27 protein-coding genes and 1 tRNA gene are annotated in these 24,661 nt (G+C 67.7%); 11 read left to right on the forward strand and 17 right to left on the reverse strand.

All coding sequences use genetic code 11. The features are described from left to right. Positions 1-386: 386 nt before the first annotated feature. Positions 387-1,142: a L,D-transpeptidase family protein gene (locus UG56_RS18400; protein ID WP_256206736.1), complete on the forward strand. Its 756-nt coding sequence runs from the start codon at positions 387-389 to the stop codon at positions 1,140-1,142. Positions 1,143-1,227: 85 nt separating this feature from the next. Here UG56_RS18400 and UG56_RS18405 read toward each other — a convergent pair whose 3' ends face one another. Genes UG56_RS18405 through rpmH form a run of 5 tightly spaced genes read right to left on the reverse strand, consistent with a single transcriptional unit; the run spans position 1,228 to position 3,570 of the window. Continuing rightward, the gene (locus UG56_RS18405) at positions 1,228-1,722 is read right to left on the reverse strand and encodes a Jag family protein (protein WP_143055103.1); all 495 of its coding nucleotides are present in this window, start codon (positions 1,720-1,722) and stop codon (positions 1,228-1,230) included. A gap of 11 nt (positions 1,723-1,733) precedes the next feature. Next, positions 1,734-2,723 (reverse strand): membrane protein insertase YidC, encoded by a 990-nt coding sequence (yidC, locus tag UG56_RS18410; RefSeq protein WP_045547262.1) that lies wholly within the window; start codon positions 2,721-2,723, stop codon positions 1,734-1,736. A 4-nt stretch (positions 2,724-2,727) separates the two neighbouring features. Then, positions 2,728-3,063, reverse strand: a complete 336-nt coding sequence (gene yidD, locus UG56_RS18415; RefSeq protein WP_045547263.1) for a membrane protein insertion efficiency factor YidD — start codon at positions 3,061-3,063, stop codon at positions 2,728-2,730. Then, positions 3,060-3,407, reverse strand: coding sequence for a ribonuclease P protein component (rnpA, locus tag UG56_RS18420; protein WP_045547264.1), 348 nt, complete (start codon positions 3,405-3,407; stop codon positions 3,060-3,062). The genes yidD and rnpA overlap by 4 nt, the downstream gene beginning before the upstream one ends. A gap of 25 nt (positions 3,408-3,432) precedes the next feature. Next, on the reverse strand, positions 3,433-3,570 hold the full coding sequence (gene rpmH / locus UG56_RS18425; RefSeq protein ID WP_008355531.1) for a 50S ribosomal protein L34: 138 nt from the start codon (positions 3,568-3,570) through the stop codon (positions 3,433-3,435). 487 nt (positions 3,571-4,057) lie between these two features. Between rpmH and dnaA the strand changes: the two genes are divergently transcribed. The 3 genes from dnaA to gnd all read left to right on the forward strand — a co-directional run bounded on the left by dnaA (position 4,058) and on the right by gnd (position 8,511). Next, on the forward strand, positions 4,058-5,794 hold the full coding sequence (dnaA, locus tag UG56_RS18430; RefSeq protein ID WP_045547265.1) for a chromosomal replication initiator protein DnaA: 1,737 nt from the start codon (positions 4,058-4,060) through the stop codon (positions 5,792-5,794). A 609-nt stretch (positions 5,795-6,403) separates the two neighbouring features. Next, positions 6,404-7,543, forward strand: a complete 1,140-nt coding sequence (gene dnaN, locus UG56_RS18435; RefSeq protein WP_045547267.1) for a DNA polymerase III subunit beta — start codon at positions 6,404-6,406, stop codon at positions 7,541-7,543. Positions 7,544-7,620: 77 nt separating this feature from the next. Continuing rightward, the gene (gene gnd / locus UG56_RS18440) at positions 7,621-8,511 is read left to right on the forward strand and encodes a phosphogluconate dehydrogenase (NAD(+)-dependent, decarboxylating) (RefSeq protein WP_045547268.1); all 891 of its coding nucleotides are present in this window, start codon (positions 7,621-7,623) and stop codon (positions 8,509-8,511) included. A 43-nt stretch (positions 8,512-8,554) separates the two neighbouring features. Here gnd and UG56_RS18445 read toward each other — a convergent pair whose 3' ends face one another. Both UG56_RS18445 and UG56_RS18450 read right to left on the reverse strand, forming a co-directional pair. After that, entirely contained in the window at positions 8,555-8,953 is a 399-nt protein-coding gene (locus tag UG56_RS18445) for a DUF2752 domain-containing protein (protein ID WP_052693184.1), read from the reverse strand. A 22-nt stretch (positions 8,954-8,975) separates the two neighbouring features. Next, entirely contained in the window at positions 8,976-9,398 is a 423-nt protein-coding gene (locus UG56_RS18450) for an NINE protein (RefSeq protein WP_045547270.1), read from the reverse strand. 29 nt (positions 9,399-9,427) lie between these two features. Between UG56_RS18450 and recF the strand changes: the two genes are divergently transcribed. The 6 genes from recF (at position 9,428) to UG56_RS27995 (ending at position 17,238) form a co-directional block, all read left to right on the forward strand. Then, positions 9,428-10,573, forward strand: coding sequence for a DNA replication/repair protein RecF (recF, locus tag UG56_RS18455; RefSeq protein ID WP_045547271.1), 1,146 nt, complete (start codon positions 9,428-9,430; stop codon positions 10,571-10,573). Further along, a complete protein-coding gene (locus tag UG56_RS18460) occupies positions 10,566-11,129 on the forward strand; it encodes a DUF721 domain-containing protein (protein WP_045547272.1) in 564 nt (187 codons plus the stop codon). The genes recF and UG56_RS18460 overlap by 8 nt, the downstream gene beginning before the upstream one ends. A 356-nt stretch (positions 11,130-11,485) precedes the next feature. Next, the gene (gene gyrB, locus UG56_RS18465) at positions 11,486-13,549 is read left to right on the forward strand and encodes a DNA topoisomerase (ATP-hydrolyzing) subunit B (RefSeq protein WP_045547306.1); all 2,064 of its coding nucleotides are present in this window, start codon (positions 11,486-11,488) and stop codon (positions 13,547-13,549) included. Between the two features lie 49 nt (positions 13,550-13,598). Further along, entirely contained in the window at positions 13,599-16,298 is a 2,700-nt protein-coding gene (gene gyrA, locus UG56_RS18470) for a DNA gyrase subunit A (RefSeq protein WP_045547273.1), read from the forward strand. Beyond that, positions 16,298-16,852, forward strand: coding sequence for a DUF3566 domain-containing protein (locus UG56_RS18475; protein WP_045547274.1), 555 nt, complete (start codon positions 16,298-16,300; stop codon positions 16,850-16,852). Before gyrA ends, UG56_RS18475 begins: the two co-directional genes overlap by 1 nt. Before the next feature lie 182 nt (positions 16,853-17,034). Continuing rightward, positions 17,035-17,238 carry a hypothetical protein gene (locus UG56_RS27995; RefSeq protein ID WP_143055104.1) on the forward strand — a complete coding sequence of 68 codons (204 nt, stop codon included), beginning with the start codon at positions 17,035-17,037 and terminating at the stop codon, positions 17,236-17,238. Positions 17,239-17,261: 23 nt separating this feature from the next. On the opposite strand, the gene UG56_RS18480 is transcribed toward UG56_RS27995, so the two are convergent. Next, on the reverse strand, positions 17,262-17,903 hold the full coding sequence (locus UG56_RS18480; RefSeq protein ID WP_052693188.1) for a type IV toxin-antitoxin system AbiEi family antitoxin domain-containing protein: 642 nt from the start codon (positions 17,901-17,903) through the stop codon (positions 17,262-17,264). 153 nt (positions 17,904-18,056) lie between these two features. Here UG56_RS18480 and UG56_RS18485 point away from each other — a divergent pair. Continuing rightward, positions 18,057-18,130: transfer RNA gene (locus UG56_RS18485), tRNA-Ile, on the forward strand. A gap of 41 nt (positions 18,131-18,171) precedes the next feature. On the opposite strand, the gene UG56_RS18490 is transcribed toward UG56_RS18485, so the two are convergent. The 9 genes from UG56_RS18490 to UG56_RS18525 form a co-directional block, all read right to left on the reverse strand. Next, the gene (locus UG56_RS18490) at positions 18,172-19,401 is read right to left on the reverse strand and encodes a tyrosine-type recombinase/integrase (RefSeq protein WP_045547275.1); all 1,230 of its coding nucleotides are present in this window, start codon (positions 19,399-19,401) and stop codon (positions 18,172-18,174) included. Continuing rightward, positions 19,401-19,586 carry a helix-turn-helix transcriptional regulator gene (locus tag UG56_RS28440; RefSeq protein WP_045547276.1) on the reverse strand — a complete coding sequence of 62 codons (186 nt, stop codon included), beginning with the start codon at positions 19,584-19,586 and terminating at the stop codon, positions 19,401-19,403. Before UG56_RS28440 ends, UG56_RS18490 begins: the two co-directional genes overlap by 1 nt. 13 nt (positions 19,587-19,599) lie before the next feature. Beyond that, positions 19,600-21,228, reverse strand: a complete 1,629-nt coding sequence (locus tag UG56_RS28445; RefSeq protein WP_052693189.1) for a replication initiator — start codon at positions 21,226-21,228, stop codon at positions 19,600-19,602. Further along, positions 21,225-21,932, reverse strand: coding sequence for a DNA cytosine methyltransferase (locus tag UG56_RS18505; RefSeq protein WP_045547277.1), 708 nt, complete (start codon positions 21,930-21,932; stop codon positions 21,225-21,227). Before UG56_RS18505 ends, UG56_RS28445 begins: the two co-directional genes overlap by 4 nt. Continuing rightward, positions 21,929-22,189: a WhiB family transcriptional regulator gene (locus UG56_RS29155; RefSeq protein ID WP_045547278.1), complete on the reverse strand. Its 261-nt coding sequence runs from the start codon at positions 22,187-22,189 to the stop codon at positions 21,929-21,931. The genes UG56_RS18505 and UG56_RS29155 overlap by 4 nt, the downstream gene beginning before the upstream one ends. Continuing rightward, positions 22,186-23,511, reverse strand: a complete 1,326-nt coding sequence (locus UG56_RS18515; RefSeq protein ID WP_052693191.1) for an FtsK/SpoIIIE domain-containing protein — start codon at positions 23,509-23,511, stop codon at positions 22,186-22,188. Before UG56_RS18515 ends, UG56_RS29155 begins: the two co-directional genes overlap by 4 nt. Positions 23,512-23,596: 85 nt before the next feature. Then, positions 23,597-23,773: a hypothetical protein gene (locus tag UG56_RS28450; RefSeq protein WP_177191505.1), complete on the reverse strand. Its 177-nt coding sequence runs from the start codon at positions 23,771-23,773 to the stop codon at positions 23,597-23,599. Beyond that, positions 23,770-24,093 carry a hypothetical protein gene (locus UG56_RS18520; protein ID WP_045547279.1) on the reverse strand — a complete coding sequence of 108 codons (324 nt, stop codon included), beginning with the start codon at positions 24,091-24,093 and terminating at the stop codon, positions 23,770-23,772. Before UG56_RS18520 ends, UG56_RS28450 begins: the two co-directional genes overlap by 4 nt. Then, entirely contained in the window at positions 24,093-24,560 is a 468-nt protein-coding gene (locus tag UG56_RS18525) for a hypothetical protein (RefSeq protein ID WP_045547280.1), read from the reverse strand. Before UG56_RS18525 ends, UG56_RS18520 begins: the two co-directional genes overlap by 1 nt. Between the last annotated feature and the right edge of the window lie 101 nt (positions 24,561-24,661).

Genomic DNA, 24,661 nt, shown 5'->3' on the forward strand with positions numbered 1-24,661 from the left:
TGTCGGCTCCGCATGTCGTGATCTCAACAGGCTCGATCACCACACACACGGGTGATCTCGACAGGCTCGATCACCGGTCGAGCGCGTGATCTCGACAAGCTCGATCACCACACACACGCGTGATCTCGACAAGCTCGATCACCGCGTTTCACGTGAAACACCGCCGCTCACAGAGGCTGCGAAAGACGCCGACATCCGCCGAGTCCACGGAAGCGATCCGAAAGGCCTCGTCGGGGCTCGGGGTGCGCTACAGTCCGCGAGCAGCCTCGCGAAGCTGATGCAACCGCACGCGCTGCTCGAACGTCTTAGTCGTAGAACGTCGCACTCGCTGTGCGACCCCCGCGGCCCGCGCGACCGGGCCCCCATCCTTGACCCACGGAGCTGATGTGAACGTCCGTAGAACCCCGGTGGCGATCTTCCTCACCACCATCCTTTCCCTGGGATTCTCCCTGGGCTCGATCGCGGCGCCGAGCAGCGCCGAGGCCAGCGCGCCGTCCACCTCCGTCGGGCAGATCGGGCTGCACACGGCGTACACCGTCCTCTATCAGCAGGGCTCGTCGGGCCTCGGGGTCCGCAAGATCCAGGCCCGCCTCAAGGAACGCCGCATCTACAGCGGCCGGGTGTCCGGCTACTACGGCTCGAAGACGACCGGCGCCGTCAAGATCTTCCAGCGCAACCAGCACCTCGCGATCACCGGCAAGGTCAACCAGCGCACCCTCGACCGTCTCCGCTCACTGACGAGCACGCCCACCGACGCCGCGCTCTACAACCTCGACCGCCGCTGCCTCACCGGTCGTGTGCTCTGCGTCGACAAGACCGACCGCCGGATGCGCTACGTACGCGGCGGCAACATCGTCCGGGCGATGGATGCGCGCTTCGGCTGCTCGGACACCCCGACCCGCGAGGGCGCCTTCAAGGTCTACCGGAAGAGCCGCAACCACGTCTCCTCGATCTACCACACGCCGATGCCGTACGCGATGTTCTTCAACGGCGGCCAGGCGGTGCACTACTCCTCGGACTTCGCCGCCCGCGGGTACGCCGGCTGCTCCCACGGCTGCGTGAACGTCCGCAACAAGTCGTCGATCGCGTGGGTCTTCGACCAGATCCGCATCGGTGACCGGGTCGTCGTCTACCGGTCGTAGGCGCCGCCCGTTCCACGTGAAACATCCGCACAAAGCAGATCGCCCCTCGTGCCACACGGCACGAGGGGCGATCTCTTTGTCAGCGTCACTCAGGCAGGACGACCACGTAACGCCGCGGCTCGACACCCGAGGACTCGGAGGTGAGCCCGGCGGCGGCGACGGCGTCGTGGACGACCTTCCGCTCGAAGGGCGACATCGGCTTGAGGGAGACCGGGGCACCCGACTCCTTGACCTTCGCGACGGTCTCCTCGGCGAGTGCCATGAGCGTCGAGCGACGGTCGGCGCGGTAGCCGCCGACGTCGAGCATCAGGCGGGACCGCTCGCCGGTCTCGCGGTAGACCGCGAGCCGGGTCAGCTCCTGGAGCGCGTCCAGGACCTCGCCGTGCCGTCCGACCAGCTGCTGCAGGTCGCCACCGACGATGGAGACGGCGGCACGGTCGCCCTCCACGTCCATGTCGAGGTCACCATCGAGGTCGGCGATGTCGAGGAGCTCCTCGAGGTAGTCCGCCGCGATGTCACCTTCCTGCTCGAGCTGCTTGAGACGCGTCTCCTCGCTGACCGCACCTGCGGTCTCGCTCACGTCCTGAGTCGTCACTTGGTTCCCCCGTTCTTCTGGGTCGTGGAGCGACCGGCGCTCGTGCCGGCCTTCTTCCGCTGGCTCCGGGTCTGGTTCTTGGGCTGGGTGCGCGTCGCGGGACGCTTCTCCGCCGCCGCCTCGTTGGCCTCGGCGATGTCGATCTCCGCGTCGGTCAGGCCCTTCTTCTTACGCTTCTCCCGGTCGCGCTCCTGCTTGGCGTCGAACGCCGGCGTCCCCGGGGCAGGGTTGTTGCGGATCACGTAGAACTGCTGGCCCATGGTCCACAGGTTGGAGGAGGTCCAGTAGAGGATCGTTCCGACCGGGAAGGCGATACCACCGACGGCGAACACGACCGGCAGCACGTAGAGCAGGAGCTTCTGCTGCTGGGCGTACTGGCCGGTCATGGCGTCGGCCGGCATGTTCTTCGACATCAGCTGACGCTGGGTGAGGAAGGTGGTGGCGATCATGGCCACGACCAGGAACCCGGTCAGGATCTGGGTGGAGATGTGGTCGGCGGTGGTGAACTGGTCGGAGAGCAGCGAGCCGAGCCAGGTCGAGTTGGCGAACTCGTGGGCGGCCTCGTCGCTCAGGAATCCCTTGCCGTCACCCTTCGAGGCGTGCGAGAGCAGGCGGAACAGCACGAAGAAGATCGGCATCTGCAGCAGCAGCGGCAGGCAGGACGCGAACGGGTTGGTGCCCGAGTCCTTGTAGAGCTTCATGGTCTCGTTGGCGAGCTTCTCGCGGTCGTGACCGTACTTCTTCTGCAGCTCCTTCACCTTCGGCTGCAGCAGCTGCATGTTGCGGCTGGAGTTGATCTGCTTGACGAACAGCGGGATCAGCAGCGCCCGGATGGTCACGGTCAGGCCGACGATGGCCAGGGCCCACTGCCAGCCTTCAGACGGAATGACGTACGCGAACGCCTTCTGCCACACGAGCAGGATGCCCGAGATGGCGTAATACAGCGGTGTTGCGATCCATCCGAACAGATCGCCTATGGCTCCCACGGAATCAGGCTCCTCGGTTTGGGGAGTCCGCACTTACACGGACCAGGTCTTGGGTCTCTTCACATTTCTTGGGGGCGGGCACGGGGTCGAAGCCCCGAGTCTTGACCCACGGGACGCAGCGGGCCAGACGGCGTGCCGTCAGCCAGCTCCCGCGCCAGGGGCCGTGCATCTTGACGGCCTCGAGTCCGTACGCCGAGCACGACGGGTAGTAGCGGCACACGTCGCCGTAGAGCGGACTGATGAGAGTCCGCCACACGTGGAGCAGTCCGACCAGGACGGCCGCAACCAGATGGTTGAGCTTGTCGAGACCGCCACGTACGACACGGACCGCTGCGCTCATCGGAGCACTCGCTCCAGGCAGCGCCGCAGATCGGCGCCCAGCGCGTCGTAGTCGGCATCTGCGGCAGCGGGAAGCGCACGGACCACAAGCACAGCAGAGCCCGGGAGTCCGCTCAGGGACTCCCGGGCCTGGTGACGCAGTCTGCGCTTCACACGATTCCGGACGACGGCCGGGCCGACGGCCTTGCTCACCACGAAGCCCACCTGCGGCTCGCTCTCCCGATCGGCAGCTGCGCCGGGGACGAGCAGGTGGACCACCAGGCTCTTCGAGCCCGCGCGCTTCCCTCGTCGTACCGCTTCTTTGAAGCCCGACGAATCAGTCAGTCGGTGGCGACGTGGCAGCACGCGCGTGGTGGCTGAGGCCGGGGCCTCAGACGGTCAGGCTCGCGCGACCCTTGCGGCGGCGCGCCGCGAGGATGGCACGGCCGGCGCGGGTGCGCATGCGCAGGCGGAAACCGTGCGTCTTGTGACGGCGGCGGTTGTTCGGCTGGTAAGTACGCTTGCTCACGGGTGCTTCCTTAGTGTGTGGTGTGGTGGCCGGTCGCTCTTCCGGCTGTCCTGCTTGTTAGGACCAAGAATCACGCACCCGTGGAACGGGCGACCTAGTAACGGTACGTGGACGGCGAAACCACGGTCAAACTCGCGCCCTATCACAACCCTGTGATTCGCCCGCAACCTGTGGAGGACGGGTTGCCCGTCACCGCCGCCAGCCGGTAACTTCGTCCTCTACCGAGGTTTCCCTGCACATCGTCAGGAGCGTCGGCCGCATTCGGGGGGATGCCATGCTGGGATCTATTTTTCCCGCCTGACCTGCCGAAACGGTCGGATTCTCGAGAACGGCGACGTGTCTCGGTTGATCTCCGATGCCTACATTCGGGGATGCTCCACAGCTTGTGGAAAAGTCTGTGGAGGATGTAGACCAGACCGCTGCCTCCATCCAGGCCGCATCAAGAAACAAGACCACCCACCCGAGCCATCAGGGAAGGCAGGAATCTGTGGAGCACTCCGGCCTCGCGCCAGAACCACAGCCAGATCTCCAGTCCGCATGGACGCGGGTGGTCGCCGAACTGCCGCCGAACCAGCGAGCCTGGCTCCGGGACAGCGAGCCGCTCACGCTGCACGGGTCGACCGCGATCGTCGAGGTCCCCAACGACTTCACCCGCAACCAGATCGAGGGCCGCCTGCGTGGCTCCCTGGAGAAGTCGCTGGGCGAGATCTTCGACCGCGAGATCCGGATCGCGGTCACCGTGAACCCCGACCTCGACGTCACGCCGGACCCCGACACCCAGGCGATCATGATCTCCGAGCGCGAGATCGCCGCCGCGGACGCCGCGGCTGCGGCCGCCGCTGCCCTCCAGCAGCAGACGGCCTTCCCGAACCAGTCGGCGTTCCCGCACCAGTCGGTCTACCCGCCGAACTCGCCCGGGCTGATCCCCGGCGTCCAGCCGGCGACCCTCCCGCTCGACGAGCCGGGGGCGCCCGCTGCGTACGCGGGGCCGCAGGCTCCGATCGCGCCGCCCCCCGCCCAGCAGCCGGCCCCGCCCGCCGGTCACGAGGACGTACGTCCCGGATATGGCGACATGTCGACAAATCCCCCGGCGCCGCCGGTGGCCCCGGTCGAGGAGCCTGCCCCGCCGCGACAGCTCGTCCCCGGCCCGCCGACGCGGGCGAGCGAGCCGAGCCACAACGTCCTCGAGACCCGGCTGAACCCGAAGTACACCTTCGAGACCTTCGTCATCGGGTCGTCCAACCGGTTCCCGCACGCCGCCGCCGTCGCCGTCAGCGAGGCGCCCGGCAAGGCCTACAACCCGCTGCTCGTCTACGGGGAGTCGGGGCTGGGCAAGACTCACCTGCTGCACGCGATCGGCCACTACGTGCGGAGCCTCTACTCCGGTGCGAAGGTGCGCTACGTGAGCTCGGAGGAGTTCACCAACGAGTTCATCAACGCGATCCGCGACGACCGGCAGGACCGGTTCAAGCGGCGCTACCGCGATGTCGACGTCCTGCTGATCGACGACATCCAGTTCTTGGAGGGGAAGACCCAGACGCAGGAGGAGTTCTTCCACACCTTCAACACGCTCCACAACGCCAACAAGCAGATCGTGCTCACCTCCGACCGCCCGCCCAAGCGGCTCGAGGCGTTGGAGGACCGGCTGCGCAACCGGTTCGAGTGGGGTCTGATCACCGACGTCCAGCCGCCCGACATCGAGACCCGCATCGCGATCCTCCGGAAGAAGGCCGCGATGGAGCGGCTGACCGCGCCGCCGGACGTGCTCGAGTTCATCGCGAGCAAGATCCAGACCAACATCCGTGAGCTCGAGGGCGCGCTGATCCGGGTGACGGCGTTCGCCAACCTCAACCGGCAGGACGTCGACCTGACCCTCGCCGAGATCGTGCTCAAGGACCTGATCCCCGAGGGCGGCGAGCCGGAGATCACCGCCGGCCTGATCATCGCCCAGACCGCGGCCTACTTCGGGCTCTCGATCGACGAGCTCACCGGACCCTCGCGTGGGCGTCACCTCGTCATGGCCCGTCAGATCGCCATGTACCTGTGCCGCGAGCTCACCGAGGACTCCCTGCCCAAGATCGGCAAGCACTTCGGCGGCCGCGACCACACGACCGTGATGTACGCCGAGCGCAAGATCAACCAGCTGCTCGCCGAGCGCCGCGCGGTCTTCAACCAGGTCTCCGAGCTCACCAACCGCGTCAAGATGCAGGCGCGCCAGGGCTAGCCGAACCAGCAGTCGTACGCGGCCGCCGACCCCGTCCGGGGCGGCGGCCGTTTCGCGTTTTGGGATTTGCAAAACCCACAGGACGAGATTTCCCAGGTTGTCCACAGCCCACAGGCTGGGTGGAACCTGTGGAGAACCGGCGGTTCAAATGGGATGGAAAAGGGGATGGCCTGTGCACAAAACACCGAAACGGGCCGACAACTCTCCACAGCCCACAGTGACGTGCGTCATTTCAGCATGGCGTCCACATCCCCTGTGGAATCACAATTCCTGCGATGACCTGGGAAGACGCGTCTCATCCACATTTCCCACAGATGCTCTTACGACGTACGAAACTATTTATGTCCATGGATCCTCGGTGAAATTCCACGAACGCCCCACCTTGGGGACAACCCGCTCAGCGCTTCGAGTGCACAGGGCCGCCTGTGCAGAGCCGACACAGCTGAGCGCTTACCGGTTGTCGGCGGTCCGTGGCAGGATGCGTACTCCAGGTCATGTCAACGCGGGGGCGTTCCGGAACCGGTGGCGTCTTCCCCCATGGTTCAAGCGCAGCCCGGACCGCATGTCCTCATACGCCCCGATGTCGAGTTAGAAGAAGGACAGGTCATCGTGAAGTTCCGCGTCGACCGCGACGTGTTCGCGGATGCCGTCGCCTGGGCTGCCCGCAGCCTTCCGGTCCGCCCCAGCACCCCGGTGCTCTCAGGTCTCCTGATCGAGGCGGGTCACGAGGGCCTGGTGCTCTCCACGTTCGACTACGAGACCTCCGCGCGGGCGACGCTCTCCGCAGAGGTCGCCGACGAGGGCAAGGCACTGGTCTCGGGCAAGCTGCTCGCCGACATCTGCCGCAGCCTCCCGGCCAAGCCGGTCGAGATGGTCACCGACGGCGCCCGCGTCTCGCTCACGTGCGGGAGCGCGCGGTTCAGCCTCCAGACGATGCCGGTCGAGGACTACCCGACCCTGCCGGAGATGCCGACCGCGGCCGGCACGGTGAAGTCGGAGCTGTTCGCCCACGCCGTCGCCCAGGCCGTGACCGCGGCCGGTCGTGACGACATGCTCCCGGTGCTGACCGGCGTGCGGCTCGAGATCGAGGGCTCCACGATCTCGCTGCTCGCCACCGACCGCTTCCGGCTCTCCCACCGCGAGCTCGAGTGGAACCCGGCGACTCCCGACGGGAGCCTCGCCGCGCTGGTGCCGGCGAAGGTGCTCGGTGACACCGCCAAGTCGCTGACCAGCGGCAGCGAGGTCACCCTCGCGCTGTCCACCACCGGCACCGGCGAGGGGATCATCGGCTTCGAGGGCGCAGCCGCGGGCGGCGTACGTCGCACCACGACGCGCCTGCTCGACGGCGAGTTCCCGAAGGTGCGCAGCCTGTTCCCGGCCGAGCACCTCACCACCGCGCTCGTCGACAAGGCCTCCCTGGTCGAGTCGGTCAAGCGCGTCGCCCTGGTCGCCGAGCGCAACACCGCGGTCCAGATGGTCTTCGAGGACGGTGTGCTCACCCTCGACGCCGGCTCCGGTGACGAGGCCCAGGCATCCGAGTCGATCGAGGCGACCATGGAGGGTGAGGGACTGACCACCGGGTTCAACCCGCAGTTCCTCCTCGACGGGCTGCAGGCCATCGACGAGCAGGTCGTCGAGCTCGCGTTCACGCAGGCCCCGAAGCCCGTGGTGATCAGCGGCAAGCCGGCCGAAGGTGGCGAGGAGCCGGGCTTCCGCTACCTGCTGATGCCGCGCCGCCTGCTTTCCTGATTCGCTCGCTCATTAGGGTGGTGTCGACAGGCTCGACCACCGAAGAGCAGCTCGACCACTGTGGATAGGAACCTCGCATGCACATCGGACTCGTGGGTCTCGGCAAGATGGGTGGCAACATGCGCACCCGGCTGCGGGAGGCCGGTCACACCGTCGTCGGATACGACCGCAACCCCGACCTCGCCGACGTGGCGAGCCTGGCGGAGATGGTCGAGGCGCTGCCCAGCCCCAAGGTGGTCTGGGTGATGGTGCCGGCGGGCGACCCGACCCGTTCGACGATCGCCGAGCTCAAGGAGCTCCTCGCTGAGGGCGACCTGGTCGTCGACGGCGGCAACTCCAAGTACACCGACGACGCCAAGAACGCCGAGAGCCTGGCCGAGAAGGGGATCGGCTTCGTCGACTGCGGTGTCTCCGGTGGCGTCTGGGGTCTCCAGAACGGCTACGCGCTGATGTACGGCGGCTCCGCCGAGAACGCCGCCAAGGTGATGCCCGCCTTCGAGGCGCTCAAGCCGACCGGCACCGAGGACGGTCTGGTCCACTGCGGCTCCACCCCCGGCGCCGGCCACTTCTCCAAGATGGTCCACAACGGCATCGAGTACGCGATGATGCAGGCCTACGCCGAGGGCTGGGAGCTCCTCGACAAGGTCGACATCGTCGACAACGTCCCGGAGATCTTCGCCTCGTGGCGCACCGGCACGGTCGTACGGTCCTGGCTCCTCGATCTTCTCGTCGACCAGCTGCGCGCGGACGAGCACCTCGACAAGATCAAGGGCTACGCCGACGACTCCGGCGAGGGCCGCTGGACCGTCGAGGCCGCGATCGAGAACGCCGTCCCGATGCCGGCGATCTCGGCCTCGCTGTTCGCGCGGTTCGTCTCGCGCCAGGAGGACGACCACGCGATGAAGGCGATCGCCGCGATGCGCAACGGGTTCGGTGGGCACGCGGTGATCTCGGAGTCGGAGGCCTGAGCCACCCGCTTGCGCGGGTGGTCTCGACAGGCTCGACCACCCATCAGATGGGGTCGACGACTCCGGTCATGGTGAGGATCAGGCGCACGGCGCCGTAGGTGACGAAGAGCGCGAAGAGGCCGAGGACGACCTTGCTCTTCACGAGCTTGTCGAGGTCAGCAGGGCGTTTCCCGGCCAACCGGGAGCGGACCGAGACCACGGCGAGGACGACGACGGCCAGGATGAGCACCGGGCCGAACCAGTTGCTCGCCAGGGACGAGCCGATGTCACCGTGCATCAGGTAGACCCACGACCGGGTCAGGCCACAGCCGGGGCAGGGAAGCCCGGTGAGCGCACGGAACGGGCACAGCACCGGACCGTCCTCGATCCCGCCGGCCGGCAGGAGTGCCGCGATCACGACACCGCCGACGCCGATGGCGGCGGTGACCTCCGTGGAGCTCACCGCCGCAAGGCGTCCGTGCAGGTCACGCGAGGGGTTTGCCGTCGACATCCGGGAACTTTCTGATGGCGACGAGCACGATGTCGATGAGCGACCAGATCCCGAAGCCGCCACAGGTGACCAGCTTGAGGACACCGAGCCCGATCTGACCGACGTAGAACCGGTCGACACCGAACCCACCCAGGAAGATCGAGAACAGCAGTGTGACCAGCCACTCCCGGCTCGAGAAGACGCCGGGGATCTGTTTCACGGGAAACCATTGCTGGTCGGTGCCGAGGCTCGCCGGGGTGTCCGACTTGATCTGTCCCGCCGCAGCCATCTGCGCGAGCTGCTGGACCGGGTAGGGCCCGTGGACCTGGCCCATCACCGACAGGTAGAAAGGCCCGGCCGGCTCGCCATGGGCGGGTTGCCCTGGAGGCGGGCCGTAAGGGTTGGGAGACTGGGTCATGCAGGCACCTTAACGAGAGAGGAAACACGATGTACGTCTCACACCTCTCTCTGCACGACTTCCGCTCCTACCCGAACGTCGAGGTCCCGCTCGAAGCGGGCGTGACGGCCTTCGTCGGGCGCAACGGCCAGGGCAAGACCAATCTGGTCGAGGCCATCGACTATCTCTCCCGGCTCCAGTCCCACCGGGTCGCCACCGATGCCCCGCTGGTCCGGGCCGGCGCCGAGCAGGCGGTCGTGCGGGCCGCCGTCGTGCGTGACGGTCGCACCGCCACGCTCGAGGTCGAGATCAACGCCGGCCGCGCCAACAAGGCCCGGATCAACAAGAGCCCGCTCCCCCGCACCCGCGACCTGGTCGGCCTGGTCCGCACCGTCGTCTTCTCCCCCGAGGACCTGACCCTCGTCAAGGGGGACCCCTCCGACCGGCGGCGCTTCCTCGACGACCTGATGATCCTGCGTGCCCCGCGGCTGGCAGGCGTACGCAGCGACTACGACCGCGTCCTCAAGCAGCGCAACTCGCTGCTCAAGACCGCCGGGCTCGCGCGCGGCTCCGCGCGCGAGGGCGCGCTGGCCACCCTGGCCGTCTGGGACGACCACCTCGCCGGGATCGGCGCCGAGATCCTCTCCCAGCGGCTCTCCCTGGTCGAGGCCTTGAAGCCGTACGTCGGCAAGGCCTATGAGACGGTCGCCCGCGGCGCGAGCCGCGACGACGCCGAGATCACCTACAAACCGGTGGTCGAGCCCGTCGAGGCCACGGCGAGCGTGGACGACCTCCGGCAGGCCATCCTCGCCGAGCTCGCCAGGCGCCAGAAGGACGAGCTCGACCGCGGCATCAGCCTCGTCGGCCCCCACCGTGACGACCTGCTCCTGCACATCAGCGCCGGTGCCGAGCGGCTCCCGGTGAAGGGCTATGCCAGCCACGGCGAGTCCTGGTCGTTCGCGCTGGCGCTCCGGTTGGCGGCGTACGACCTGCTGCGGGCCGACGGCGACGACCCGATCCTGATCCTCGACGACGTCTTCGCCGAGCTCGACAGCCAGCGTCGGGTCCAGCTGGCCGAGCTGGTCGCCGGTGCTGAGCAGGTGCTGGTCACCGCCGCGGTTCCCGAGGACGTACCGGCCGCTCTCGCCGGTGCCCGCTACCACGTCAAGGCCGGCGAGGTGACCCGCGGTGAGTGAGGAGCCGGAGGTCGAGCCTGTCGAGACCACCGCGGAAGAAGAGGAACCCGAGAAGCGCCCCGACGGCCTCGACCTCGCCCGTTCCCTGACCCGCGCGACCGCGAAGATGCCCGCGCCGAAGGCGGGACCGAGGAAGAAGCGGCGTACGCCGGACGGCGCCACGCGACGCGGCATGGTCTCCGGCGCCCGGCCCGACGACCGCGACCCCCAGCTCATCGACTCGGTGGTCAGCCGGATGGTCAACGACCACGGCTGGGACACCTCGTTGCGCGTTCACGGCGTGATGGCTCGCTGGCCCGACATCGTCGGCGAGGAGATCGCCGACCACACCACCCCGGAGTCGTACGCCGACGGCAAGCTGTCGGTGCGTACCGACTCCACCGCCTGGGCCACCCAGCTCAAGCTGCTCGCGCCCACCCTGGTCAAGCGGCTCAACGAGGAGCTCGGCCACGGCACCGTCCTCGTCATCGAGGTGCTCGGCCCGCATCTGCCGTCGTGGAAGAAGGGTCCGCGAGGCGTACGCGACGGCCGCGGGCCCCGCGACACCTACGGCTGAGCCAGCGACCCGGAGCGAGTCATGAACACGTGTTCGAGGCTCGGCGCGTGAGCCGCGATCTGCCGCTCTGGGCGCCCCGAGAACGTATAGGGACTCACCGAGCCCCCTGCTGAGGGCGCAGAGACACCGTCAGGAGACGTACAGACGGCCATTTCGGTCACAGTTGCCCCTCAGGACAGGCCGCGTGCGTGGAATCCGGGGTTCCACGGGGTAACATAGAGGTTGGGTCGATCGTCCTAGGTTTTACTTCCCCGGCGCTGGTCGGCCCGTTGCATGCCCGACCGACACCACGTCCGAATCCGGACCGAAATGACAGGTGGATCGCACCGGTGACCGCTGCCGACCAGACGACTCCCATGCCGGACGACCAGACCGCAGACGGAGTCGCATACGACGCGTCTGCCATCCAGGTTCTCGAAGGACTCGAAGCGGTCCGCAAACGACCGGGTATGTACATCGGGTCCACGGGAGCCCGCGGCCTGCACCACCTGATCTGGGAGATCGTGGACAACGCGGTCGACGAGGCGCTCGCCGGCTACTGCGACACCATCAAGGTGACGCTGCGCGAGGACGGCTGGGTGAGCGTCGCCGACAACGGCCGAGGCATCCCGACCGACACCGCGGCCGGCCAGGAGATCCCCGCCGCGACGCTGGCGCTGACCGTCCTGCACGCCGGCGGAAAGTTCGGCGGTGGCGGCTACAAGGTCTCCGGTGGTCTCCACGGTGTCGGCTCCTCCGTGGTGAACGCGCTCTCGACCAACCTCCACATGGAGATCAAGAACCGGGGCCGCCTGTGGGAGCAGGAGTTCACCCGCGGCGTACCCGACTACGACCTGCGCGAGGTCCGCGAGCTCGAGGAGGGTGAGCGCACCGGCACCACGATCTCGTGGAACGCCTCCCCGGAGATCTTCGAGTCGACCGACTACAACCTCGAGACGATCTCGAGCCACTTCCGCGAGACCGCGTTCCTCAACAAGGGGCTGCGGATCGAGCTGCGCGACGAGCGGCCGCAGGCCTCGGCGATCGCCGAGGCGGTCGAGGACGGCACCATCGAGTCCGACACCGACGGCGCCGACGAGCTGCACGGCTCCGGCAACGGCGAGCGGGTGCTCGAGCAGTCCTTCTACTACGAGCGCGGTCTGGCCGACTACGTCGACCACCTCAACAAGCGCAAGACCCCGGTCTCCAGCATCATCGCCTTCGAGGCCGAGACCGACGACAAGGCGCCCAACCCGATGAGCGTCGAGATCGCGATGCAGTGGCAGGCGTCCTCCTACAACGAGTCGGTCCACACCTTCGCCAACACGGTCAACACCCCCGGCGGCGGCACCCACGAAGAGGGTTTCCGCGCCGCCCTCACCACCCTGATCAACCGCTGGGGCGAGGAGTGGGGCCTGATCAAGAAGAAGGAGGACCGGCTCACCGGTGACGACATCCGTGAGGGTCTCACCGCGATCATCTCGGTGAAGATCGGCGAGCCGCAGTTCGAGGGCCAGACCAAGGACAAGCTCGGCAACACCGAGGTCAAGGGCTTCGTGCAGGGTGCGGTCAACGACCAGCTCGGTGCCTGGCTCGAGCAGAACCCGGCCGAGGGCAAGGAGGTCATCCGCAAGTCGATGGCCGCGGCCTCGGCGCGGATCGCGGCCCGCAAGGCCCGTGACCTGGCCCGCAACCGCAAGGGCATCGGCGGTGGCGGTGGCCTGCCCGGCAAGCTCGCCGACTGCCAGTCGACCAACCCCGAAGAGTGCGAGATCTTCATCGTCGAGGGTGACTCCGCGGGTGGTTCCGCCAAGTCCGGCCGCGACCCGCGGATCCAGGCGATCCTCCCGATCCGAGGCAAGATCCTCAACGTCGAGAAGGCCCGGATCGACAAGGTGCTCGCCAACCAGGAGGTCCAGTCGATCATCTCCGCGCTGGGCACCGGCGTGCACGACGACTTCGACATCAACCGGCTGCGCTACCACAAGATCGTGATGATGGCCGACGCCGACGTCGACGGTCACCACATCAACACGCTGCTGCTGACGCTGCTGTTCCGGTTCATGAAGCCGCTGATCGAGCAGGGCTACGTCTACCTCGCCCAGCCGCCGCTCTACCGCCTGCGCTGGAACAAGCCCGCCGAGCACGAGTTCGTCTACTCCGACGCCGAGCGCGACGCCCTCATGCGCGACGGCCTCGAGCAGGGCAAGAAGCTGCCCAAGGAGAACCCGGTCCAGCGCTACAAGGGTCTGGGCGAGATGAACGCCGACGAGCTGTGGGAGACCACGATGGACCCGAGCCAGCGACTGCTGCTCCAGGTCACTCTCGAGGACGCCGCCCACGCCGACGAGATCTTCTCCATCCTCATGGGCGAGGACGTCGCCGAGCGACGCTCCTTCATCCAGCGCAACGCCAAGGACGTCCGATTCCTCGATATCTGAGTCTCGCCGAGGCCCTAGATACCGATAGACGCACGCAGAAAGTGAAATCGTGACCGAGACTCCTCCGGAAGGCTCCGGGCAGACCCACGCCGGCGGCCGGATCGAGACCGTCGAGCTGCAGGCCTCCATGCAGTCGAGCTACATCGACTACGCGATGGCCGTCATCGTCGGCCGGGCCCTGCCCGACGTACGCGACGGCCTCAAGCCCGTCCACCGGCGGGTGCTCTACGCGATGTACGACGGTGGCTACCGCCCCGACCGCGGGTTCTCCAAGTGCGCCCGTGTCGTCGGTGAGGTGATGGGTAACTACCACCCGCACGGCGACACCGCGATCTACGACACCCTGGTCCGGCTGGCGCAGCCGTGGGTGATGCGCAACCCGCTGATCCACGGCCAGGGCAACTTCGGCTCGCCCGGCAACGACCCGGCCGCGGCCATGCGTTACACCGAGTGCCGGATGGCGCCGCTGGCGCTGGAGATGGTCCGCGACATCACCGAGGACACCGTCGACTTCGGCCCCAACTACGACGGCCGTTCCCAGGAGCCGGAGATCCTGCCGGCGCGGTTCCCGAACCTGCTGGTCAACGGCTCGGCCGGTATCGCGGTCGGCATGGCGACCAACATCCCGCCGCACAACCTGCGTGAGGTCGCCTCCGGCGCCAAGTGGGCGCTCGAGCACCCCGACGCGACGCGCGAGGAGCTCCAGGACGCGCTGATCGAGCGGGTCAAGGGTCCCGACTTCCCCAACGGCGCGCTGATCGTCGGCCGTGAGGGCATCGAGCAGGCCTACCGCACCGGCCGCGGCTCGATCACCCAGCGCGCGGTGATCGACGTGGACGAGGACAACAAGGGCCGCACCACCCTGGTCATCACCGAGCTCCCCTACATGGTGAACCCGGACAACCTCGCCCAGAAGATCGCCGACCTGGCCGACACCGGCAAGGTCCAGGGCATCGCGGACGTCAAGGACAACACCTCCTCCCGCACCGGGCAGCAGCTCGTGGTCGTGCTCAAGCGCGATGCGGTCGCCCGTGTCGTACTCAACAACCTGCTCAAGCACACCGAGCTGCAGACCAACTTCTCCGCGAACATGCTGGCGCTGGTCGACGGTGTCCCGCGCACGCTCTCGATCGACCAGTTCATCTCCAACTGGGTCGAGCACCAGATCGACGTCATCCGGAGGCGTACGGCCTTCCGGCTGCGCAAGGCCGAGGAGGACGCCCACATCTGGCGCGGCCTGGTCAAGGCGCTCGACCAGCTCGACGCGGTGATCGCGCTGATCCGCTCCTCCCCCGAGGTCGACGACGCCCGCCAGGGCCTGATCCGGCTGCTCGAGATCGACGAGGTCCAGGCCAACGCGATCCTCGACATGCAGCTGCGTCGCCTCGCGGCGCTGGAGCGGCAGAAGATCGTCGACCGCCTCGCCGAGCTCGAGCTGATCATCGCCGACCTCGAGGACATCCTCGCCAACGTCGCCCGCCAGCGTCAGATCGTCGGCGACGAGCTCGACGAGATCGTCGCGAAGTACGGCGACGACCGGCGCACCCAGATCATCGCGGCCGACGGCGACCTCTCCATGGAGGACCTCATCCCCGATGAGGAGCTGGTCGTCTCGATCACTCGCGGTGGCTACGCCAAGCGCACCCTCGCGAACGAGTACCGCACCCAGAAGCGCGGTGGGAAGGGCGTACGCGGCGCCACCCTGCGCGGCGACGACGTGGTCGAGCACTTCATCTCGACCACCAACCACCACTGGCTGCTCTTCTTCACCACGGCCGGCCGGGTCTACCGGATCAAGGCCTACAACCTGCCCGAGGCGGCGCGTGACGCCAAGGGTGGTCACGTGGCCGGGCTGCTCTCGTTCCAGCCGGACGAGTCGATCGCCCAGGTGCTCGCGATCCGCGACTACGAGCAGGCTCCCTACCTCGTGCTCGCGACCCGCTCCGGTCTGATCAAGAAGACCCGGCTCGGGGACTACAACTCGCCCCGCCAGGCGGGTGTCATCGCGATCAACTTCCGCGAGGACGACGACGAGCTGATCGGCGCCGAGCTGGTCAACTCCGAGGACGACATCCTGCTCGTCTCCCGCAAGGGCCAGGCGATCCGGTTCCGTGCCGACGACAGCCAGCTGCGGCCGATGGGCCGGGCGACCTCGGGTGTCACCGGCATGAAGTTCCGTGAGGGCGACTCGCTGCTGTCGATGTCGGTCATCCGGGCCGAGCACGTCGCCGCCGAGATCGCGGCCGGGCTCTCCGAGGCCAACGAGGACACCGCGGACGTGGCCGCTCCTGTCTCCGGTGCCGAGTCGCCGGACGAGGTCAAGGAGCAGTTCGTCTTCACGATCACCGACGGCGGCTTCGCGAAGCGTACGAAGATCTCCGAGTACCGCCTGCAGTCCCGCGGCGGTCTGGGCATCAAGACGATGGCCCTCGCCAACGCCGACCGCGGTGGTCTGGTCGGTGCGTTCATCGTGGTCGACGGCGACGAGATCCTCTCGATCACCGCGACCGGCCAGGTCGTACGCAGCCCGATCAACTCCGACTTCCGGGCCACCGGTCGCTCCACCCAGGGCGTCAAGTTCGTCTCGCCCAAGAAGGGTGACTCGGTCGCCGTCGTGGCCCGCTCCGTCGAGGCCCGCGAGGTCGACGATGAGATCGTCCCCGGGACAGAGGTTGCAGATGATGTAACAATCGGTGGAGACGGCGAGCACGGAGCGCCGTCCGAGACGACGACGGAAGATGAATCCTGATGACGGACCGCACCGCCGACAGCACGACTGGGGGAGTCGCGATGACCGAGCGGAACGAGACCGCGCAGCCGGTGACCCAGCGGATCACGGACACGGTTGCCAATGCGGCCAGGCGCACCACCTCGGCGGTGGCCTCGACCGCCCGCACCTCCGGCCCTGCCGGCGCGGAGCGGGACGCGGTCAGCGGGTCGGCTCGCCGGGCCCGGCTGAGCCTGAGCCGCATCGACCCGTGGTCGGTCATGAAGATGGCCTTCCTGCTCTCGATCGCACTCAGCGTCGTGGTGATCGTCGCCGTCTTCGTCATCTGGTCGGTGCTCGGCGCCGCCGGTGTGTGGGACTCGATCAACCAGGCGGTTCAGGACGTCGTCGGTGACTCCAGCGCCGGCTGGAACGTGCAGGACTACCTCGGTCTCGCCCGCGTCATGGGCTTCACCATGGTCGTCTCGGTGGTCAACATCGTCCTGATGACCGCCGTCGCCACCCTCGCCGCGTTCCTGTACAACATGGCCGCCGCCCTGCTCGGCGGCGTCGAGGTCGAGCTCACCGAGAACTGAGCCGCACCCGCTCCTGCAACCTGGGGAGGGCTGTCCGAACATGGTTCGGATGGCCCTCCCCAGGTTCATCTGTCAGAGGCTTCGCAGGTGTCGCCGCATGGGCGCAGGTTTCCGGGCCATCCGTTCCTGGTGAGGATCCGGCCAACGCGTCTTGCCGTCTGACACGGGGTGTCGAAGACCTGGTGAAACCTCAGTCTTGCCGTGACGGACCCCAGCCGAGCCAGATCGTCCAGCTCGCGGTCGGTGTCGCGGGCCTCGTCGCGCCAGGAGTCGTGGCCGAGGGCACCGTCGAGCTCGACCACCAGCCCGTACGCCTCGTACTCGACGTCACGGAACTGGTTTCCCGTGGAACCGGTCCGTGGCGACTGACGTCTGCCCGCTGGTAGGCCGTGGGCTCGCTCGACCTTGGTCAGGTAGCCGTGCTCGAGCACCGAGTGTGTGCCTGATGCCAGATCGCCCACCAGACCTTGGATGAGCTTGCGGCGACGGAGGGAGTGCGCGCGCTCCAGGGCCGCCTGGAGGCTGGCCGCAGTGACGTACGACCTGCTCGCCACCTCCGCGACCCGCGCGAGCGCGTCGATCTCGGACCTCGCCTCGTGGCCATCGCCAGCGCGTTGTCCTCGACCCTGAGACGTGGCGGCGTGCCGCCGTACGCCTTGAGCGCCAGGCCCCGCATCCGGTGGACGACGACGCCGGGCTGGGGCATCACCTTGCGGGAGTGGTCGATGGCGACGTGGATAGGCCGGCCGTCGTCACGGCCCCTGGGCGCCTCGAGGCTCTCCCGGCAGAGCACGGCCGGGTCCGCGTAGAGCACCGCGGCCCAGGCGCGCTGCTCCCAGGTGAGCGGGCCGGTGTGGTCGATGTAGACGCGAGGGTGCACGCGACGGAGCTCGTTGCGGCGTACGGCCCGCTCGATGTCGATCCGGCTCAGGCCGCCTGCGGTGAGCTGGGCATAGGTCGCGACGCCGTTCTGCATCCGCCGCTGAGCATCCAGCATCCGCGCCGCATCCTCACGCGCGAAGATCGCCTGCAGGTCCTCCGAGTCGGACATGCTGGCACCCTAACCCTGGGGAGGGTTGTCCGAACCCGGTTCGGACTGACCTCCCCAGGGTGGGCAGAGTGTCACCGTTTTGGTTCCGCGGGCGGCGGGCGGGTAATGTTTCCTCTCGCCTGCTGGTGGGGCTTCCACCCCCGGCTGGCACCTGCGCTTATAGCTCAGACGGTTAGAGCACCACACTGATAATGTGGGGGTCGGAGGTTCAAGTCCTCCTAAGCGCACAGCACACGCCCTGGACTCCGGTTCGGGGCGTTTCTGCATGTCAGGCACCCTTTTCGTCGTTCGTCTCAGAGGACGTGTCGGCCGCCTCTGCCGTGCCCGTATCGGCCTGATCAGCCTTCTTGGTACCCGAGAGGTACCCGACCTTCTTCGCGGCGTCCCAGAGGTTCTGGTCGATCAGGTGCCCGTAGAGGTCCATGGTCATGGTCGCGGAGGCGTGACCAAGGATGCGCTGCACCACCTTCGGGTCAGCGCCGGCACCCAGCCAGACCGAGGCACAGGTGTGCCGCAGGTCGTGGACCCGAAGCGTTGGATGGTCGATCTTCTTGACCGCCTTCGACCAGCCGATCGAGCGTTTCCAGTTGCGCTCGTGCAACGGTCCGCCCTGGGGAGCATCGAAGATCCAGTCGCCCGGTTTCTTCCCCTCACACCATCGATCGATGATCGGAACCAGCTCATCAACCAGCGGTGCCGTGCGTGCGCGGTGACCCTTCAGCGTCTCCACATACAGCTCGCCCGTGTCGCTGTTGGCCAGCACTGCGCGCTTCAGACGCAGACCGTTTCCTGGGACGGATACCCGATCGTGCACCTGCAGCCCGGCGATCTCGCCCCAGCGCATGCCACCGAGAGCAAGCACCTTGACCAGGTCGGCGTACTTGTTTCGGATCTGCTCGCCATTCGCGTCAAGGCCGGCGATCGGCACCCCGTCTTCATCGGTTGGGACCGCGCACTCTTCGGCCAGAAGGCCCACCTCAGCCACAGTCAGATGCTGACCCTCACGCCTGGTACGCCCAGCCGTCGGGGCCTTGACCTGTCGGGCGACATTGGAGCTGACCCGCTGATCCTCCTTCGCGTAATCGAGAAGCGACCTGAAGGTGGCCAACTTCCGCGCTGCAGTGGTCGGCTTCAGCCCAGACGCGAGTAGGCCACCGAGCCAACGCGACACATCCGACGTGGTGATCGAACCCACCGGCACCTGGCCGAACCTCGGCCTGATGTCATTGCGCCAGTTTCGGGCATCCTCGCGCGCACTGCTCTGCTTCAGCCGGCCGAGCGATTCGAGCCAGTGCCCGGCAACATCGTCCAACGGAACCTGCCCACGCCGCGGATCGAACCACTCCCCGAGGCGCAACTTCCGGATCTGCTCGTTGTGCCAGTCCTTGGCGTCCGTCTTACGGTCGAACGTCATCGAGGCCACCTGGCGCCCCTGCCACTTGACCCGGGCGTTGTAGCTCTTCTTTCCCGATGCCGACGTACGCGTCTCCACACCCATTACGCCGCCACCTCACGCTGAGAGTCGATCCAGGCGTCGAGGTCCGACATATCCCAGACCAGTCGTCGCCCGATCTTGATTGCCGGAGCGAACCGGCCCTCCTGGCGAAGCCACCGCACGGTCAGAACGGTGACCCGGCAGTACTCCGCGACTTCCTCAATCGTCAGCAACTGGTTGCTGCTCATCGTTTCGTCCCCTTCATCGGTTGGTGTTCTTGGTCTGGGCCCGCCATTGGTCGTACTCACGGGCACGGGCAGCCGCCGCGAGGGCGAGGGTTTCGTCTCCGGGGTTGGTCCAGCCGGTGCCTTGGTAGGTCCAGTTGCCGATGACGAGGGTTGTCTCGGTGTCGTCGGCCAGGAGCCGTGCCTCGAGCTCCTTGAGGTCGAGCAGCGCTTTACGGGCGTCTTCGTCGTGCTCGGCGGTCGCGACCAGGGCGCGGTACTTGGCGCGGGCGCGGCGGAGTTGGCCGAGGGTGACGGAGTAGCGGCGGGACTTGGTGGAGAAGTGGCCCCGGAACCCGAGCATGTGGGCCCACTTGCCGAGCAGCTGGTAGGGGTTGACCGGCTGGCCGTTGGCGTTGATGTGGGGGCCGTAGTGGTCACGTGCCCTGGCGCTGAGTCGTCGGCACTTCGAGGCGAACTCGGCGATGTGCTCAAGCGGTTGGTCGGCTCGGATGGAGTTGGCGTCCTTGGTGGCGTACTTGGCGAGGTAGCCGGCGACCTGCCCGGGGGTGAGGGGTCCGTTGGGGTCGTCGGTGCGGTTGGTGTCGCGTACGACCCGGACGTCGAGCTGCTTTCCCCAGCACAGCACCCGGGGAACGTCATCGTCATCGACCGGGGGTGCCTCAAGGTGGACGCCGCCGGCCGCGCGCTCCAGGAGCCGGCCCAGACCGCGACCGTCCAGGGGTGCCGGGGATCCGGGACCATCGGGACCATCTAGGCGGATGAGGGCGTGGAAGTGAACCAGGCCGCGGCCTTGGTATTCGGCGACCTTGGCGAACTGGACCGAGGCCACATCGGCGAGGGCCGGCGGAGGGACTGGGGTCTTCTTCGAAGGCTTGCGTCGGGTCTCGGTGACGCCGAGCTGATGCGCGAGGATGCGGCGGAGCGCGATGGTGGTCCGTCGCCACAACTCCGGGGCGTGCCACTGCCAGACAACCGCGCTGTCGGTGTCGTGACACTTGGGACACAGTGGCGCACCGTTGGTGGGGTCGTCGGTAGCATGGACTGACATGCACCCGAGAGGGCGGCCGTGTTCGCAGGTGAGGGGTTGTCCGGGCCTGGCGGAGCGTGGCCGACACCGTCCGCCAACCGGTTGCCCGTTCTTCGGGCGAGGACCGTGGACGTGCCCGAAGGAGGGCGCGGTGAAGGTGACGAAGAGCAGCGGGTTGTCTGCCACCGTGGCGGGGATCGTCTTCCCGCCGACCAGGCCGGCGTTGATCATGGCGAAGGTGTCGCGGGCGTAGGTCCTCGAGCAGGAGGGGCAGACGTCGGCGCGGCGGTTGCCGCAGGGACGGTAGAGCACCCCGAGCGGGGCATTCGCGGACGAGAACGTGCCGACAAGCTCCCCGCTACGGGCATCAATCGTGGTCGACGATCCGGAGAGCCGGATGGGGTGGGCGCAGTACTTGACCGCTGCTGCGGTCTCGGCCCAGGCGTCGAAGGAGCCGTCGAGGAGCCGGGCACCGACCGCGTTGAAGGCGGCCGGGGTGAGTCCGGACAGATCCAGCGGCGCATCCTCCCCGAACCCCGGAAACCCAGAGCTGGAGGGCGATGCATCACTGTGGATGCCCGGCGCATCCAGAGTCGAGGCAGCCGAGACGGTCACGCGGCACCGTCCAAGGAGCTGATCCCGAGGCGGTCGAGGAGCTGAGATCCGACGAAATCGGTGTAGGCCGGCGGAATCGACTGAGCCAGCCCACGAAGGGTCATCCAGTCCGCACCGATCAACCTGGCAGCGGTGTGCTTGCCAGGTGAGTAACCGCCGTGGCCACTGCCAGGTCGTCTCGGGCTACTACCTCCGCCGTAGACGCCACCAACCTCGACCTGGGTGTCGTGGCGGCATGCCGTGCCAGGACCGAAGAGAAACACATTGGACTCGAAGAGGCGGTGTCGCTGTAGCCGGAGCCGGGTGCCATCGGTGTCGATCGCACCCAAGTCGAACATCGACCCGCACAGCAACAGCGGATCCCGGAGCGGGGCGCCGGGGACGTTCTCGATCACATACGGCAGCCCGGCGGCGACCAGACCTTCACGAACGGGGTCGATGAGGTCGGGGTGGATGTGGCCGTGGGTATGCCGGGTGACCGAGTAAGCCTGGCACGGTGCCGAGGCGTGCACGGCATCGAAACCGGCGACGAACCGGGAGTCGGCCAGAACGTCGAGGGCGTCGGCGTGGATGGTCTCGAAGGGGTAACGGCGCAGGGCGCGGGGGTTGATGTCGACGCCGACCACCTCGAAACCGGCGCGGTGGTAGCCCATGGCGGCACCGCCCTCGCCACAGAAGAGATCGAGGATCCGCGGGGCGTTCATGCTGCCCTCCGCCTCGCGTCGAGGAGATCGAGGAGATCCCGAGGCTCCTCGGCACGGTCGACGCCGGCCCACCAACCACCAGACGACTTGGACGAACGGGCGTAGGCGTCGCACGCGAGCCGGACCGGGCAGCTGGCGCACGTCTCCCGCATCAGGTCGACTAGGACCGTGGGGGCTTCGTCCGCGTCGGTCGTCCAAGGCAGACCCCGGGTCTCGGGAAGGGTGCACGCGGCGTGCTCCATCCACGCCGGGGTCATCGCGCGCCCCCATCGGTCAGGGAGAGCTGCATGCCCGGCAGGTCGTCAGGAGCGGCGTCCGAGATCGTGACCAGCTCGGGCTCTGCCGGGTAGAGCGAGGCGACGCGGCGGATCAGGTCGTCGGACCAGTAGTCGGCGCGGATGCGGTCGGTGGAGCCGTCCTCGTCGATGATCCAGGCCGTGCCCTGGGCCGCCTTGAGGATGCGGTGGGCCGGTGCGAAGGGGGCCATGCCGTCGCCGAGGACCATGTTGGTCTCCATCGCGGAGCGGAGCCGGAGGGCGATGGTCTGGGTGAACAGGCCGCGCATGTCGATGACCTCCTTACGCGGGTCCTGCACGAACGCGCACACCACGACGCCGGCGGCGCGTGCGATGGAGAGCAGCCGCTTCAACAGCCGTTCGGCCTCCTTCTTGATGTCCTGGTCGGCGTAGGCCGTCAGCGAGGCCAGCTCGTCGATAACCAGGACGTAGAGCGGGTCACCCGGCGCCGGCTTGTGATTGCGAGAGACCCCACGCAGCTCCTCGGTACGGGCATCCGCGATCGCGACGAACTCCCGCAGCCGCTCCAGGGCCTGTTCCCCGGTGACGGCGATCTGGGTGAACAGCGGGGCACCCATGGTCAGTTCCATGCCGCCTTTGAGGTCGATCCCGTAGACCCGTGCCGCGTCGACTTTGATCGCGGGGGCCAGGGATCCGACGATGCCCCACAGGAAGGAGCCTTTCCCCGAGCCCGAGGCACCGACCACGAGCGTGTGACGCTGCTCGATCTGGAGGTGGAACGGCTTACCTGACTGACGGCGACCCAGCAGGACCGACTCGGTCTGCATCCGAGGCTCAGGCATCCCTGCAACGGTCGGGGTCTTGATCAGGTCCCGCATCACCAGCTCAAACATCACTGTCGAGCCGGCCCGGCGCTTCGGCGGGTAGACCCGGTAAGCGTCAGCGGAGTAGGTCGCAGCCAGTTTCGGGGCAAACGCCTCGAGGTCGGCCAGCGCCTGGCCACGACGGGTCCGGACCTTGAGGGTCACCGCGTGAGCCGAGGTCGTCACACTCTTGAGCCTGGGGTCGCGCCACCTTTCGATCGACTCCTCCCCGACGCCCATCTTCTTCACGCGCTTGGTGCGGCGCTTGGACAGACCGGCCTCTCGGGCTACGCCCTTCCAGGTGATACGGAAGCGGAGCCACCACCAGGCGCGGCGGGCGATCGATGCCAGCCAGGCAAGGGCCGTCACGGTTGCCGGGCGGGTCGGCTTGATCACGACCAGGACCGCCACCGCCAGGGCGAGCAGGCCGCCAACGCTGACGTAGATCGTTTCGTTCATCGGATGCTCCGTTCTAAGAGTTGGAAACCCGCCAGCCGCCACGCCTTCCCTTCCATGACGGCCGGCGGGCGAATGTGGGGTGTGCTCACAGGACCGCTGCTTTGGCGCGGCAGATCGGGCACACCGGGGTGGAGAGGTCGGGGTAGTCCCACGTCCAGGCCGTGCCGGCGTTGGGCTGGCCGCACAGGGTGTGATCGGCGTTGAGCCCGGCCAAGTGCGCAGGGTCGGACCCGTCGCCGATCCAGACGAGGTAGAGGCTCATGCCGCCACCCCAGGGGCGTGGGTGGTCTCGACCAGTTCCCGGACCCAGCCCGGGGCGCTCGCCAGGGCAGGGATGCCGCCAGCGATGCCCCGGGCGAAGCGGTCGCCCTGGAGCCAGTGGGCCGAGGTGGTGCCGCCGGTCGGGCCGATCTCGTCGAAGACTGGCCCCGAGATCATGACGCTGAGCGATCTGTCCGGGCGGGAGTCGATCTCCAGGACCGTGACGGTGAAGGTCCGGCCCTTGGAGTCGGCCCCGGTCGGGGCGTCGGTGACCGCGTAGCGACGGCTCGTGAGAGCCAGGGTGATCTTCGGGGCACTCATCACGCCGCCTTCGAGCTAGCGGGCGCGGCACCGGTGGCGGGCTTACGCGCGGCGTTCTCGCCGGGCTTCACCATCGACTCAGCGCGGTAGGACCAGGTGATCCGGGCCCGGTCCTGGCCCTCTCGGTTCTTCCCGCCCGTGTACTCGACGTACGGCAGCGCGGTCAGGCCCACGAACTCCACTGGGGTCCACGGGAACGGGGTGTCGTTGGCCGGGGGCACCGGCTGGTGCTTGGCCGCGAACTTCACCGTCAGTGCGGTGTCCTTCTTCCCCGCGGTGTCGTCGGCGTCGAGGACCATCACCTGCCACACCGGCAGCCCGGTCTCCTTGTCGAGCTGCTGCGGCATCGACCCATCGGCCCGCTTGCCGGCCTGGAAGTCGAGGACCGGCTCGACCTCGCCCTTGAGGAACGCTCCCTGCGGGAACACGTCGCCGTGCTGGACTGCGAAACGCTGCTTCATCGCCATGACTTGATCTCCTCAGAACTCATCTCTGTTGGTAAGTGGTATATGCCACTTACCAACAGAGTGGCATATACCACTTAAGAGCGCAAGCATCTCCCCGAAGG

It is taken from the genome of Nocardioides luteus, from assembly GCF_000960475.2.
Taxonomy (GTDB): domain Bacteria; phylum Actinomycetota; class Actinomycetes; order Propionibacteriales; family Nocardioidaceae; genus Nocardioides; species Nocardioides luteus_A.